Origin of the sequence: uncultured Methanobrevibacter sp. (assembly GCF_937898925.1) — an archaeon.
Classification (GTDB): Archaea; Methanobacteriota; Methanobacteria; order Methanobacteriales; family Methanobacteriaceae; genus Methanobrevibacter.
On sequence record NZ_CALDKF010000063.1, the window covers coordinates 1 to 13,392 of the forward strand.

27 protein-coding genes are annotated in these 13,392 nt (G+C 39.8%); 1 reads left to right on the forward strand and 26 read right to left on the reverse strand.

Annotated elements, in window-relative coordinates; translation table 11 throughout:
* Nucleotides 1-58 precede the first annotated feature (58 nt).
* The 15 genes from Q0409_RS04855 to Q0409_RS04925 all read right to left on the reverse strand — a co-directional run bounded on the left by Q0409_RS04855 (nucleotide 59) and on the right by Q0409_RS04925 (nucleotide 9,413).
* Nucleotides 59-859: an HNH endonuclease gene (locus Q0409_RS04855; RefSeq protein ID WP_298535796.1), complete on the reverse strand. Its 801-nt coding sequence runs from the start codon at nucleotides 857-859 to the stop codon at nucleotides 59-61.
* Nucleotides 774-956 carry a hypothetical protein gene (locus Q0409_RS04860; RefSeq protein ID WP_298535678.1) on the reverse strand — a complete coding sequence of 61 codons (183 nt, stop codon included), beginning with the start codon at nucleotides 954-956 and terminating at the stop codon, nucleotides 774-776. Before Q0409_RS04860 ends, Q0409_RS04855 begins: the two co-directional genes overlap by 86 nt.
* An 84-nt stretch (nucleotides 957-1,040) precedes the next feature.
* A complete protein-coding gene (locus Q0409_RS04865) occupies nucleotides 1,041-2,495 on the reverse strand; it encodes a phosphodiester glycosidase family protein (protein ID WP_298535680.1) in 1,455 nt (484 codons plus the stop codon).
* A gap of 131 nt (nucleotides 2,496-2,626) precedes the next feature.
* A complete protein-coding gene (locus Q0409_RS04870; RefSeq protein WP_298535682.1) occupies nucleotides 2,627-3,220 on the reverse strand; it encodes a hypothetical protein in 594 nt (197 codons plus the stop codon).
* 11 nt (nucleotides 3,221-3,231) lie between these two features.
* The gene (locus Q0409_RS04875) at nucleotides 3,232-3,711 is read right to left on the reverse strand and encodes a pyocin knob domain-containing protein (RefSeq protein WP_298535684.1); all 480 of its coding nucleotides are present in this window, start codon (nucleotides 3,709-3,711) and stop codon (nucleotides 3,232-3,234) included.
* 18 nt (nucleotides 3,712-3,729) lie between these two features.
* The gene (locus Q0409_RS04880; RefSeq protein ID WP_298535686.1) at nucleotides 3,730-5,001 is read right to left on the reverse strand and encodes a hypothetical protein; all 1,272 of its coding nucleotides are present in this window, start codon (nucleotides 4,999-5,001) and stop codon (nucleotides 3,730-3,732) included.
* A gap of 12 nt (nucleotides 5,002-5,013) precedes the next feature.
* Nucleotides 5,014-5,268, reverse strand: coding sequence for a hypothetical protein (locus tag Q0409_RS04885; protein WP_298535688.1), 255 nt, complete (start codon nucleotides 5,266-5,268; stop codon nucleotides 5,014-5,016).
* Entirely contained in the window at nucleotides 5,265-5,624 is a 360-nt protein-coding gene (locus tag Q0409_RS04890) for a hypothetical protein (protein WP_298535690.1), read from the reverse strand. Before Q0409_RS04890 ends, Q0409_RS04885 begins: the two co-directional genes overlap by 4 nt.
* A complete protein-coding gene (locus tag Q0409_RS04895) occupies nucleotides 5,599-6,387 on the reverse strand; it encodes a hypothetical protein (RefSeq protein WP_298535691.1) in 789 nt (262 codons plus the stop codon). Before Q0409_RS04895 ends, Q0409_RS04890 begins: the two co-directional genes overlap by 26 nt.
* A 15-nt stretch (nucleotides 6,388-6,402) precedes the next feature.
* A complete protein-coding gene (locus Q0409_RS04900) occupies nucleotides 6,403-6,840 on the reverse strand; it encodes a hypothetical protein (RefSeq protein ID WP_298535693.1) in 438 nt (145 codons plus the stop codon).
* Nucleotides 6,841-6,844: 4 nt separating this feature from the next.
* The gene (locus tag Q0409_RS04905; protein WP_298535695.1) at nucleotides 6,845-7,657 is read right to left on the reverse strand and encodes a glycoside hydrolase family 25 protein; all 813 of its coding nucleotides are present in this window, start codon (nucleotides 7,655-7,657) and stop codon (nucleotides 6,845-6,847) included.
* Nucleotides 7,654-8,157: a hypothetical protein gene (locus Q0409_RS04910; protein WP_298535697.1), complete on the reverse strand. Its 504-nt coding sequence runs from the start codon at nucleotides 8,155-8,157 to the stop codon at nucleotides 7,654-7,656. The genes Q0409_RS04905 and Q0409_RS04910 overlap by 4 nt, the downstream gene beginning before the upstream one ends.
* Nucleotides 8,158-8,457, reverse strand: a complete 300-nt coding sequence (locus tag Q0409_RS04915) for a hypothetical protein (RefSeq protein ID WP_298535699.1) — start codon at nucleotides 8,455-8,457, stop codon at nucleotides 8,158-8,160. It lies immediately after the preceding gene.
* Between the two features lie 2 nt (nucleotides 8,458-8,459).
* On the reverse strand, nucleotides 8,460-8,696 hold the full coding sequence (locus tag Q0409_RS04920) for a holin (protein WP_298535700.1): 237 nt from the start codon (nucleotides 8,694-8,696) through the stop codon (nucleotides 8,460-8,462).
* A gap of 138 nt (nucleotides 8,697-8,834) precedes the next feature.
* Complete coding sequence (locus Q0409_RS04925; RefSeq protein ID WP_298535702.1) at nucleotides 8,835-9,413, reverse strand: CAP domain-containing protein; 579 nt, start codon at nucleotides 9,411-9,413, stop codon at nucleotides 8,835-8,837.
* Here Q0409_RS04925 and Q0409_RS04930 point away from each other — a divergent pair.
* On the forward strand, nucleotides 9,412-9,594 hold the full coding sequence (locus Q0409_RS04930; protein WP_298535704.1) for a hypothetical protein: 183 nt from the start codon (nucleotides 9,412-9,414) through the stop codon (nucleotides 9,592-9,594). The two genes, Q0409_RS04925 and Q0409_RS04930, sit on opposite strands and share 2 nt — an antisense overlap.
* A gap of 126 nt (nucleotides 9,595-9,720) precedes the next feature.
* On the opposite strand, the gene Q0409_RS04935 is transcribed toward Q0409_RS04930, so the two are convergent.
* From Q0409_RS04935 to Q0409_RS04985, 11 genes are all read right to left on the reverse strand, one after another.
* Nucleotides 9,721-10,077, reverse strand: coding sequence for a hypothetical protein (locus Q0409_RS04935; RefSeq protein WP_298535706.1), 357 nt, complete (start codon nucleotides 10,075-10,077; stop codon nucleotides 9,721-9,723).
* Nucleotides 10,070-10,270: a hypothetical protein gene (locus tag Q0409_RS04940; RefSeq protein WP_298535708.1), complete on the reverse strand. Its 201-nt coding sequence runs from the start codon at nucleotides 10,268-10,270 to the stop codon at nucleotides 10,070-10,072. Before Q0409_RS04940 ends, Q0409_RS04935 begins: the two co-directional genes overlap by 8 nt.
* Nucleotides 10,260-10,520, reverse strand: coding sequence for a hypothetical protein (locus tag Q0409_RS04945; protein WP_298535710.1), 261 nt, complete (start codon nucleotides 10,518-10,520; stop codon nucleotides 10,260-10,262). Before Q0409_RS04945 ends, Q0409_RS04940 begins: the two co-directional genes overlap by 11 nt.
* Before the next feature lie 63 nt (nucleotides 10,521-10,583).
* Nucleotides 10,584-10,826, reverse strand: a complete 243-nt coding sequence (locus Q0409_RS04950; protein ID WP_298535712.1) for a hypothetical protein — start codon at nucleotides 10,824-10,826, stop codon at nucleotides 10,584-10,586.
* Nucleotides 10,827-11,011: 185 nt separating this feature from the next.
* A complete protein-coding gene (locus Q0409_RS04955) occupies nucleotides 11,012-11,164 on the reverse strand; it encodes a hypothetical protein (RefSeq protein ID WP_298535714.1) in 153 nt (50 codons plus the stop codon).
* Nucleotides 11,165-11,175: 11 nt separating this feature from the next.
* The gene (locus Q0409_RS04960) at nucleotides 11,176-11,331 is read right to left on the reverse strand and encodes a hypothetical protein (RefSeq protein WP_298535715.1); all 156 of its coding nucleotides are present in this window, start codon (nucleotides 11,329-11,331) and stop codon (nucleotides 11,176-11,178) included.
* A complete protein-coding gene (locus Q0409_RS04965) occupies nucleotides 11,324-11,623 on the reverse strand; it encodes a hypothetical protein (protein ID WP_298535717.1) in 300 nt (99 codons plus the stop codon). The genes Q0409_RS04960 and Q0409_RS04965 overlap by 8 nt, the downstream gene beginning before the upstream one ends.
* Before the next feature lie 170 nt (nucleotides 11,624-11,793).
* Nucleotides 11,794-12,069 (reverse strand): DUF3310 domain-containing protein, encoded by a 276-nt coding sequence (locus tag Q0409_RS04970; RefSeq protein ID WP_298535719.1) that lies wholly within the window; start codon nucleotides 12,067-12,069, stop codon nucleotides 11,794-11,796.
* Nucleotides 12,062-12,760 carry a hypothetical protein gene (locus Q0409_RS04975; RefSeq protein ID WP_298535720.1) on the reverse strand — a complete coding sequence of 233 codons (699 nt, stop codon included), beginning with the start codon at nucleotides 12,758-12,760 and terminating at the stop codon, nucleotides 12,062-12,064. The genes Q0409_RS04970 and Q0409_RS04975 overlap by 8 nt, the downstream gene beginning before the upstream one ends.
* 6 nt (nucleotides 12,761-12,766) lie before the next feature.
* Complete coding sequence (locus tag Q0409_RS04980) at nucleotides 12,767-13,165, reverse strand: hypothetical protein (RefSeq protein WP_298535722.1); 399 nt, start codon at nucleotides 13,163-13,165, stop codon at nucleotides 12,767-12,769.
* Complete coding sequence (locus Q0409_RS04985) at nucleotides 13,158-13,316, reverse strand: hypothetical protein (protein WP_298535724.1); 159 nt, start codon at nucleotides 13,314-13,316, stop codon at nucleotides 13,158-13,160. Before Q0409_RS04985 ends, Q0409_RS04980 begins: the two co-directional genes overlap by 8 nt.
* Nucleotides 13,317-13,392: the final 76 nt, after the last annotated feature.

The following is a 13,392-nucleotide window of genomic DNA, read 5'->3' on the forward strand; positions in this document are numbered from 1 at the left end:
CTCCCCTATACTGAACACTTATTCGGTTATGGGGGAGATGTGCCAATTGTCTAACAATTCAATCAGATTGGTATCTTTCAAACCAGTCAATGATAAATTTTTTCCAGTCATCCATCTGCGCAGAAGATAACCCTTTAGTGTGCATTCGATCCAGACAAACAGATTGATCTGTATCAATAAAGATAAGATCATCTGCACCTACTCTCTGTGCCAGTCTATCCCTGTCACCTTTCATTGCACCACCTGTGATGATGAAAGCAGAATGCCACTTACCTGATCTGTATCTGATGATGTCATATAACTTATCACGCATTTCAAACACTACATGCTTTAGTGCTGCAGGTTTGGAATACCTTTCATTGATGCTGATCATCTGCCAGATATTATCCAGATCCACAACCAGATCATCCTGTGTCGCATTCTCATGTACCCATGTTGACTTGCCTGAACATGGCGCACCATAAACAATGTACACATGCTTCTTATATGAAGTTGGTGCTGACTTATTGAATCCAAACCTTTCATGCACCTTGTTATGACATCTAAAGCAGATACATTCCACATTGTCAGGATTCAGGCTAACCATCGCATCATTCACATTAGCTTCAGACAGTTCCTGCTTGTGATGCACTATCAGATCATACTTGTGCAGTATTGGCTTGCCACACTCACAGCAATGCACAAATCCATCTTCATCTGTACGCTGCTGTATGATGACCTTCCTGAATGCTTCCCATTGTTTGCTTTTATAAAATTGTTCCCTTGTTATCATGTCAGATCCTTTCCCTGTGCAGTGGACAATTGATCCGCACTTGTTCACCAAGTCTAGGCGCATGGCTGCACACATGATAGATAGCACAGTCATTGCAATTAGGAAGATGACTTACTTTGTCCATGTAATCAATAGCTGTGATGCATCGCTGCAATATTTCCTTCACTTCTTTGTTTGAATACATACTTGCATACCTCATAGATATAAAGCGCACATTGCTGTGCGCTTTACTGTTTTATTTCTTCTTGTCAGTTGGTTTGTACACATATTATTTGACGCAAATGTAATGCAACCTAAGTGATGTGATTGCTGTGTCACTAAGGTTTTTGACATCAATTTTGAATTTGTCAGTCGTTATACTCCTAATTCCAACATACACCATTGCCCATTGCGGAGTGCAAACCACTTTATAATCAGATGTTAAACCTGAAACAGGAACATCAATATCATATGCAAAACTATTAGCATTTACAGATATAGAAAGATCCACTGAACCAAATTTAATATCCTGTTTTGATTCAAAAACAACATGCTCCCAATCTGTAAAATGGTTTGCTCCTGAATAGATATGGTTTCTTCTGACAAAAATGTTTCCATAATAATCTTTTATTGTGTAGAAAAACTCACTCGTTCCGGCTAAATACTCAACAGTCATGACAAAAGCCACGGATGTTGGACAATTTTCAATCGTTGCTGCTAACGAGTTAGGATTTGCTTCATATCTTCCTACAGCAATAATATTATTCAAATCTGTTCCTTCTTCTAATACTTCTGTTCCGGAAGCAAAGCCATTTATTCTGTATATGTCTTTCGTGAGTGGAATAATCTGCTTTATAATATTTTGCTTTTCTTCACCAATTTTTCCAAATGCTTCTGTTGCAACATCGTTGCTTACATCTTTTTTTACATTGAATGTAAAACGTATCTTTCTGTCAATTGTTCCATCTCCATCGATGTTTCTATTGAGTTTTGAACCTTTATAGTTTACAGAAGCAGAACCACCACCATCCATCATCCATGCATCTGTGCATCCAAATGAAACCATTTGTTCCGCAGTTTCGATTGAATCTAATCCTTTGTTTATGTTTGTTCTTCCATCGCAAACAAAAAATACAATGGTCTTATCGCTTTTTACACCAACTGCAAGGTTTGGATTTTTATCCGTTACCCTTCCATCCTCATTTACTACAACTTCAGATAAATCTAAAACCGCACTATTTTCTACTAGCTTATAGTAAACAGAAACGGTGTTATATGCACCACCTGACACAAGATCAGAAAGTTTCGCATCAACTGGAAATTCAGTAATAGTTCTGTCTTGATTAAAAGATACAATTCTTGCGTCATTTGGAACCGGTGTGCCTGTCCATTCTGTACCATATATTTTTTCACCACGACTAAATGTAATTGGCACTTGCCAAGTACCATCAGTTTTTAGCATATTAGCTGCGCCATTGCTTGTAAATGTAGTGCCATGATTTCTAGCATATTCTGCAGGTGTTTCTGTTTCACTATATGCCATATAAGGATTAATAACATTTCCATCCTCATCTTTATATGGAATTGTTATTACATAGCAATCAGTGTCTTTTGTTCGATATGTTTCATACACTATGTTTTTATAAAAAACGCTATTGTGGATGTTTGATAAATTATTTCTTGCTGCTTCATCGACAATTTCAAATTCCCCATCACCGATGATCAATCTTTTCATTTCAGCCATATAAAATCACCCCTTTAATAGATATAAACCAGTTCATCCGCATCATAGACCCAGTAGTTCTCATGCTCAAATTCGCCTGTTGTGGTCTTTCTGACTTCGGTAATATAATACTGATACATTTTTTGTTCTCCTTATTCAAATATCGGTGCGCCTGTTGGCATGTCTAATAGATATACTTCGACTTTGTATGTGCCGTCCACAGTCAGCGAATAGCTTGAGCTATATTTACTACGTACACGAATTCTACCGTCGCTATAAATTGTGTCGGTATAAACGCCATAGCCGACTGAGCCACCTATCATTGTGTTATTTGTGCTATACGTTCCGTCAGTTTTGCACAAAATAATTGCACGAATCCCTTGGGTCAAATTACTAGTGGAACTGTTTGCGGCGTTGGTGTTGATATAAAAATTATCGCTACCGTAAAAATATCCGTTCCGTTTCCCTGCCGTATCACGAATGCGGATATACAGAATCTTGTCGCTTGTCCAAATTTCGCTATGCCCTGTTTTAAATGTTTCTACAGTTGACACTGATGTGCTTGTCGTACTGACTTGATAACTCGTCTCCGCAACCTTCGTCCATGATGATCCACCACCAGTTTCAATTTCATCAATGGCAACTGCCATTTCTGCAGGTGTGTATGTATCACTGCTTCCATTTTTAGACCTGATTGAATCCGCAATGGCTGTAAGAAGTGATTCATCAATTTTTGCATATGACATATCATCACCCCTTAATAACTCTGTGTGCTTGCATCTGGCAGTGTTGAAATACCGCTGATTGTTACAGTGCCATTACCATCATGTGAAGCAGTCACAGCATTTGCTGCAATCAAATTATCCACTTCTGTTTTTGTATAGAATGAAGAAGTATCAATTTCGACCCATGCAGACCAACTGCCATTAATCTGTGATCTTGTCGCAAGTCTACCAGTGGTCACATCCTGCTGAATCTGCGTGCAGTACCCGGAAAGATAATAACCAATGACAATCAGTGTTGAATACTGGAATTTGGCATTGGTACATGTGATTGCATTGTACATGCCAGTGGTCACAATGTTGTTCAGGTTCTTTGACCATAATTCCATAGCACCAGTAGTTTCATTCCTGCTGATGTTTGCGATCACTGGCAGTGACTGACTGCGCAATGCAAACTTTGCTTTCAGCTTACTGTAAAAATAAGATAATCCGGTCTGATCTAAATAATTAGACATGTGATCACCCCATTTTCATCAAGCTGCAAGAATTGTATCAATTTCAGAATTTGTAATGGCTGTCAGATTGCTTGTATTCCAGTAAGAAGAAAGATCAACATCAGTTGTTCCGATTTTCTCCCATTTGCTATTCACATAGATATATTCATCATAGATATTAGTGCCAGATCCGCTGTTGCTGATCAGATAGATTGTACCTGCTGCGCCAGTTGAAGGAAGTGAAGTGACAATTTCAAAGCTGATGCCTGTGATGCTTCCAATGGCATTAGTAACTGCTGTGTCAACAAATTCAGTAGTGGCAATCTGTGTTGTTTTAGTGCCTGCTGCAGCAGTAGGTGCTTTAGGTGTTCCGGTGAATGTTGGTGATGCCAAATTTGCTTTGTTGCTTAAAGCTGTGTTGATCGCCTTGTTCTGTAGCGGATTTGTGCTTGTGCTTGACAATGCTGAATCAACAGTGGTTTTGTTTGCGCCTGCTTCAATACCATTCAGCTTTGTCAGAAGTGTATCTGTAAAATCATTTTCAGAAAGACCTTTTCCGGTTTCCGTGTTCACCTTTCCTGCAAGCGCAGTATACACACCACCTGAAGTGACAGGATTAGTGCTGTCTTCAGTAGGCGCAGTATCAAATGTCAGTGTATCCTGTTTTCCGCTGATCGCAGTGGCAACATCAGAAGCTGTCTGATAGCCTGCACCGTTTGTCAGCTGATTGGTGTTGGTCGGCACTGTAATCTTTGTGCTGCCTGTGATCTTGCCATTCGTCACAGTCACACTGGCAATTGCCTTGTTTGTTTCTGCTGAAATAGATGAATCAAGCGCACCAATTGCATTGGTGATCTGTGTTGAAACAGCAGTTGAACCAACAAGTTCTTCCAGTGCATCAGCATCAGCCTGTGCAGCAGCTGCAGCTGCTTTTGCGCCGTATACAGTGTTTGCTGTTGCAGCATCAGTGGATGCACCTAAAACAGCAGCAGCTGCGCCAGATGCATCATATGCGCTTGATTCTGTGTATGCTGCAGACTTCAACCCCTTTACAGATACATTTGTACCATTAACAGCCAATGTGCCGTTTGATGATCCCTGTGCAATGGTCACATTAACTGCCTTGTTTGCATCAGGTGTCAGCGCAGTGCCGTTTACCTGCACTGTATCAATTACATTTGGTTCACCGCCTTCAGATACAATGTCATCCACCCTGCCTGATAAGGTATCAAGATCATCCTGTGTTGCAAAGATCGTTTTGATCTTCTGCCAAAAGTACAATAAACCATTGTTATCTAAATACTTTGCCATCGTGTCACCTCATTATCTTAATATTTCTTCAAGTTCCAAATTGCTGATGCCTTCCAAACCAAGATCATCAAATGACTTGTCACCTTCCAGTGTCACACTGTTGATTTGTGGCTTGTTGTTCAGAAGATTATAATCAGATACATTGTTTATTTCCATTCTGTTGACCATCTGCGCATCTGCATTGATATTGCCACCAACATCTGCATCAGCAGTGATCTTGTTTCCTGACAGCTGCGCACCAACAGTGATTGTTCTGTACACACTCATGTCATCACCTCATCACTGATTAGATCTGACACATTAATCTGTGCAACAGTTGTTCCAACAACATTTCCATCTGTCAGCAGAAAGCGGATCTGCCAGTTCAGCTGCCTTGTTGGGATCAGCGCAAGTGTTTCTGTCTGCGTGAAGTGATAAGATATGGTGTTTGCTTCAGTGTCAATGGAAACATCAGACATGTGCTTATACACTGGATCACCTATCTGCTGAAATGTCAGTTCCAGATCAGAAATGTTGGAAAGCAGAAGATCAGCCTTATCAACTGCAATAGTCAGTGTTGGTGTTGTTCCCTGAAGGATGCTATTCATATTTATCACCTCACTTTGTTTCTTTCCAAGATCCATTCACTTTAATCCACACACGCTTTGCACGCTTCCATGTGCCATTCACCTTGATCCATGTTGTGCCTGCCTTCCATGCGCCATTCACCTTCAGATCCATTTCACCGGACATGATCAGCGTGTTTGATTCTTTCCACGCAGAAGTTAAAGATCCATTCTTTGCCCTGATCCTATACTTTACAGCTTTTCCTGCACCAGTCTGATTTATATCAGTTGATGCAAATGAATCTGTAAGTGAATTTCCAGTTACGTTATTAAAAGCACTCCATGATTTCCATCCTGTGTTCCCTCTGGAATACTGGATCTCATAAGCAGTGATCACACCTGTTGCACCTGACCATTTCATGGTGATCTTGTCACCAAGTCCAACATAATTGCCATGACCTGCAGTGATTGTGAATGATGTTGGTGCTGTTGGATTTCTTGCGATCTTTGTAAGCACCTTTGACGCTGTTTCTTTGATTGTTCCGGAAGATCCACCAGAAATGACAGTTGCTGTTGCAGAAACAGTCTTTGAACCATCTGCATTATGCGTGACAGTCCTTGTGACATTAAACAGTGTCTGACTGCCTGAATTTGTCTGATTTGGATTCAGATTTGCAGTAGTTGTGTATCTGACACCATCAAATACAAGCACCTGTGTTGTTCCGTTGTGATTCCATGATCCACCAGTCCATGACAGAACCACTTTACAATTGACAGATGATGTATTATTGGCAACTGATACACTGTTTTCTGTCAGCGTGATTTTTACGCTCATTGCCATGCAAAATCACCTGCCTTAATACTGAATATAAATATCACCATTAGATCCACCGGATGGTGCTGCTGTACCGCTTGTAATAGCTTTCTGATGTCCAGAAAATAATCCTGCAGTGGAAAGTGTCACTTTCTTTGCGTTTGCTACACCACTTTGTACATTTGTATAAAATTCAATGGTGGTATCACTGCCAATCATCACTCTTTCTGTGTCAGCAGGCACAGTTCCTTCCAGTACCTGCGCAGCTTCACCGCCACCAATGACTGTTACACCACCGCCACCAATAGAAATACCATTTCCATAAGTATTTATATTGTTGTCAAGAAATCTGATGATTTCACTTGTACTTTGTGATCCTTCAAAACTGATGTTTCCGCTCATAGCACCACCTGCAAGCGCAAGCACCAGTTCAGTAACATCTACAAGTGATTTATCTTCACCAACAGCAAAATACTTCATTGGATCACCTCATTTCTTTGTTCAGGTATGCCTGAAGTGCTTTGTATGTAAGCTTGTAAAAGTCACCATCCACTTTCAGACCTGCATTATTATTCTTGTTCAGAAACTCCTGAAGCCTTTTTACAGTTGCTTCACCAAGAATCTTATTAATTGCATCAAAGCGTGTTCTATTGGTCTTATTTTGGCTGCTAGAAGCCTTCTGGAAGCCATTTTTACCAAGCTTCTTGATGATGGAAGGATAATCTACATAAGCATAGTTCATGTCAACATTTCCACCGATGCCTGCAACATATCCTGTGCTTGAATACTGCCAAATACCGACTTCACCAATATAGGTGCAGCTGTTCGCATACTGTGCTACCCAGTGCGCAAATCTTGTTAATCTGGAATCATCAAGCCTTGATTCAAAGGTGCTGTATGTACTGCCATAAATGCCTGCATAATAGCCTGCCTTTTCAAGTGTTTCACAAAAAGCAATGGCAGCATCTGTTGCGCCTTTTTTGTCAGCAGGTGAAGTCACTTCACAATCCATGTACACTGGATATTCAAACTGCTTGCCCTTCAGCAGCTTCAGGAATCTTTCAGCATCTGCCTTGCCATCTGCAGCACTGATGCATCCTTTGCCTACAAAATAGTAAGCACCAACAGGAATGCCTGCATCCTTTGCGCCTTTATAGTTGCTTTCATATCTGGAATCGACATAAAATCCATCATCGCTTCCTGCGCACTTGATGATGGCAAAGCCAATTCCTGCTGCCTTTACAGCTGACCAATTTATATTTCCCTGCCAAGCAGAAACATCTACACCTTTGATCATGTCCATTCACCACTTTCTATGTGTTCTTTCTTTAACTCAAATTCTTTTTTCTTCAGTTCAAGCATTGCAGGATCTTGTGTCCATTTTGCAGATCCGTCTGCTTCTTTATCCCAATGCTTCAGAAGGATCATTGCTGATGCAGGATCAGGCAGCGCATACTTTGTATAGTCTTCAGTTTGAACAACTGTTGCAGGAACATCCGCATCATCGTCACCTTTCAGCAGGATCTTCTTTCTAATCACTTTCTTTTCTTTGTATGTAAATCCTGTTGCACGCTTAAACAGTGCAGCTTTGATTTCTTGCACAGCCTTCAGCCTGCCATTTTTACAAAGTTCATTTAAGTCATTAAATTCACTTTTATACTTGCAGAACACTTTTGGATTCACACCAAGATTTTCAGCAATTTCTTTGTCAGTTGCGCCTGCTTTCAGCCATTCTTTGATTTCTTCAAACCTTGGCTTTACATGTGTATAGTATTTGTTTGGTCTGCCTTTAGCCATTTACACCACTTCAGTTCTGTTCATTCGCTTTTCCAAATCATTCACCTGCTGTTCTAATTTGAATGTGCGCTCAATGATGGAATTGTGCTTGTCCTGCTTCTTTTCAAGCCTGTTTATGTCCTCTTTGATCCCATCAATCTGTTCATGGATCTTTACTGATTGCTTTTCCTGTTCCATCTTGATTTCAATCATGGAAGCATCATGTGATGCTTTTGCTGTTTTGGACACACCAATATAAGAGAAGATCCCACCGATCAGTGCCACAATGATTGAAGAAAATAATGATACCCAGATTGCCATGATCACATTCCTTCTTCATCCACTTCAGGCAAGCCTGCAACACTGGTGAGCAATGACAGAACAGCTGCCAGTGCAGCCACACCTAACACATGCATCCATTGCACTTCATTGATAGAAACAGCAACAGGAATGGATGCCACTGCTGTTTGTGCAAAAGTTTTTGCTGCACGAATTGCAGCAGCCTTTGACCAATTGATCCAATATTCTTTATTCTTCATGAATAAACACCACCTTTCCATGTTAATTTTGACGCAATTTCATTAATATTAGAATACCCACCCAAGCAACCAAAAAAGCATCCTGATCAAGCAGATCAGAATGCCCTTCAGAAGCCCTGTGCGCCATTTTAAGACATTTCACATGCGCTCACATATATTTTATGGCTTGATGAATAACTGCACCCATTCAGTGCCATATTGACCACCACGATAGAATCCAACACCAAGCTGTGTATAATTCTCGTTCAGAATGTTTGCCCTGTGTCCGGATGAATTCATCCATGAATCCATGACTTCTTGTGCAGTCTTTTGTCCTGCAGCGATATTTTCACCTGCTGCACTGAAGCTGACACCAAACTGTTTCAACATGTCAAATGGTGATCCATAAGTTGGTGATTGGTGGCTGAAGTATCCTTTATCAGCCATATCTTTAGCTTTTGTATAAGCTATGTTTGTAAGCTTTTCTGAAAGTGTGAGTGGCTGCAGTCCTGCTTTTTGTCTTTCAGCATTCACCAGTTTCAGAACAGCCTGTGCCTGTGTCATTTCAGCACTGGTTTCTTCAGATCTCTTTGCATCGCTATCACCTGTGCCAGATTTATCTGTAGATGTTCCAGTGCTTCCATCAGGCAGTTCAACCTTGTCTTTCGGATGGATCAGATCAACATCCTTGTGAAGATGCTTGTTCAGTTCAAGGATGTCTTTGAATAAAACATTGTAGCGTTTAGCAATGATCCACATGCTGTCACCTTTTCTGACATTACAGTGTTGTGCAGATGCAGATCCTGCTGTACCAGTGGCAAGTATCGTAAAGGCAGCTAATGATAGTATTATCTTTTTCATGGTCTTATTATGTACAAAAAAGAAGCCACACATTCAACATGTGTGGCTTTGCGTAAGCAGCAAAGGAAGCTATGAATAATCCTAACATCAATGTATGAAAAGATAGAAGATTGGTGACAATAATTAATGTCATATCAAGGTTTGAATCTCCTTTTTAATCCGATTCTCATAAGAAAAAGACCACCTTTTATTGGTGGTCTTTTTCTTATCTGAATTCGCTGCGCCTGTACTCATTCCCATAAACGATAATCACAAGATCATTCCATCTGTTGCTGTAGTACACTTTTCGCTTGAATTCCTTCCCATCAATGCTGACTGTCACTGATTCACCATCTTTGAATTCACCTTCAATGATCTTCAGCTTCAGTGCATGTGGCTGTACCACATCATTCAGATCCTTCCGGATCAAGTCTTTGATGTATCCCTGCATGTTCCCACATTCAGCAAGTGCCTTGATGATGTCAGCATCTGTCTTTTTGTTTAGGTTCAACTTCACCTGCTTGACATTAGCTGCATTGTACTTCATTGATGCTTTCACATGTGCTTTGCGTTTTTCATCCATTATTGATCACCTTTCCATTTAATATCTTAAAATATTCATCCCATCTGTAAGATCTGATTGGCATTGGTCTGTGATTGTCAAAATACAAGACCAGTGCAGGCTTGATGGTGTTCCACTGGTCAACTATTTCATAGCTGACCAGATGACCATCTGCAATTAACTGCTTTGCCTGTGCATGATAGTTATAATACATGATGTTCTTCCCACGCATTCAGGATGTCCGCAAGACCATTTGCCAGTGAGATCAGATGTGCTTTAGAACCTGCTGTGTAAGAATCATAATCCTTCAATTCTTCAATGATTCCTGTGATCTTCATTGGATAGCTGTATGGATAGGTAACCCTGTTTTGCCATCCGTAAGCATTCACCATTCTGTCTGCTTCCTTAATGAATGCTTTCACCTGCTGTCTAACATTGTAGTTTCCTTTGATTTTCTGCAGCATGTTTAGTACCTTCCTTTCTTTTAATTCCGGTTTACCTATACACCGGAAGGTGTTTTATGGTGTTTAATCCTGTTCAAGCAGTTCAAATATTTCATCCATATCAAACGGCTTTCCAGATGTTTTTGGTGTGTCAAGGATTCTGTTGATTCTAGCCTGTTCGCTTTTGTGTTGCCAGCTTAATGGCTCATTCCCCTTTGCCCTATCCTCAAATACTAAATAACGAATCCCACGATATTCATATTCGAGTTCAACAATATCTCTGGAAAATTCCCTTCTATGATACTTTTTGATGAATTTTGCTTTCATGATTGTCATCCTTTCTAAAGTGGTTTCGCATCTCTTCCTTACATCTATATCTTACTATAAATGTACACTGATTGCAATTGACATAATTGACAAAATATCAGTGTACATTTATACATAATGCACAAAAATATCCACCTGCCATATCAGCAGGTGGATAGAAGATTATTGTTTCATAAAATCTTTAATTATATGTAAGTATTCTTTGTTGCACGATGGACACAACCATGCATCAATGTCAAGGTAATACTTCCAATCTTTAGGTGGATCTTCAAAAGTATTATACTGTGTGTATCCACCATCAGTAGATTGTTTACCAATGAAATCACATCTGGTTTCATTTCCGCATCTATCACATGTTATTATCTGACCATGCCATTTTCCCATTTTCCCTTGCTTCCTTCCAATCATCACAAGTATCATCAGCTGTTTTCCATGTGTTCCACTGATCCGGATTCACGCAGGTATCATTTTTCCAATATTTACATATTGCGCAGCACTTAATCATGATCATTCTTTAACACCTCTTTAATCTGATACAGCAAATCCATTGCATCATCCCTATCAAAATTGTCTATTGTACCTTCTACCAGTTCCGCAATCTTTGCAAGCCTGTCATCTGACTGTGCGGATGGCAACCGTTCAATGTGTTCGATAATCCGCTCTTTTGTCACGTTGTCATGCCATTCGTAGATTTCTTTAATCTCATCAATCGCATCCTGTCTATATATCACTTCATTCTTTTTATTTTCTTCTATTTTCTTAAATATTTTTCGTAAAGCATCGTCAACAACTGTCATTCTTTAACACCTCACCAACAAATACACAAGAAACACTATACACACACCATAAAATATTAACAAATAAATTGATGGCAGATCATACATGTCAAAGCTAAACACACAGCATAAAGTGAATCCTTCACCTATAGATATACATATCAGTAATATTAATAGAAATAACATGCTGATCACCTTTGCAAATCCAAAAACTTGTTTAGATACCACACAGCTTTCTGCACATCTTCTTTTGGATCATCGTGCTTGTGCATACATCTGTATATGTACTTGAATGCATTTCCTAAACAGAAGTATGATGTTTCATCCATACCAAGTGCTTCAGTCATCACATCAATGCATTCATACTTTCCTGTTTCATAATGTTCCGGATGATTCACCGGATCTGGATCAGGTGGTTCTTCATAAAATACTTCACCATTCACATCATATCTTATTGTTTCACTCATTTTTGTTTCCCTCACAAAGATAAATCACATATGGTAAATCCTTCAGCACCTTCACAAACTCATTCCATTCATCAAGCTTGTGTCCAGTTCGCTGTCTGATGATTGTGACCACATTTTCATAATTCATTGTTACAGTGCGCTTCTGATTGTAACTGGAAGGAAGCAACTGGATCATCTGCCACCAATACTTTTTATCTTTTGTTTCCAAATACTTTTCACGACAAATGTTAAGCACTGGAATAATGTACTGAATTAAAAAGTGTTGTGGCTGAACTTTTGTTGAACAGTCTTTGCCCCACTGCAATTCAAACAGATCACATCCATTGTTAAGCAACTGATCCCAACTAAAATCATCCAATGTGAATTCCTTTGCATGGATCTTATGCATGGTGCTGCAGCTGTTCGCAACAGTGCCAACCTTATATGTATCAAATTCCTTCCACCAGTATAAAGGTGCAGTGATGTCCATTGACACAATGATCTGCCTCAAATACTTTCTGTGTTCAGTGCCTGCTGCAAACAGTCTACGCATCAAATCCAGATCATTTCTGCCAATGATGCAGTCCATCTCATATTCTTCTTCATTATAGAAGAAATTGCTGTCAGACTTATCCCAACTGTTTAATGGATTACGCATACCCCTAATGGCATGTTCAAATCCCCACACATCAATTTTTTCAACTTTAATCATACAAACTTACCTTTCTAATAATTCCTTTAGAACATCTTCTGGAAACAGTTCTGCTGCAAGGATCTTGATCAGCTTGTTCCTTTTCTTGCTGATGTTCTGATATTTACAATCATAGATTTCACTGATTTCTGTGATGGTCAATCCGTCAAAATATCTGGATGCGATCACATCACAGTAATCATCATTCTGGATCTTTTCAAGTGCTTTATCAATCCGCTTTCTTTCCGGATGATCTTCTGGCAATTTCGGATACAGATACAGCAGTTCTTCAGTCTTTTTAAAGCTGTTGCTGAAGTTATATGTGATCCTGCCTGCACTTTTCAGTTTCTTGATTGCCCTTGTAGCACCATATTCTGCAGCCTGATCAAACATGTGCTGCAGTTCTTCCTGTGTAAGATTATTCATCAGCATCACCATCCATCTTTGCGCCACATCCACCGCAAAAGGCAGATTCAGTCAACTGTGTGTGCCTGCATCCACTACACATGCACACGCTTTTCCATGTTCCAGTGATGCAGTTCAGCATCTTTTTTCTTATCCAGTGTCCATGTCTCACCGAATCTACAGTTGGAAAGTGGCTGATGTAAAGCAGTACATGTTTAGGATCATCATTGATCAGACCATCAAGCAGT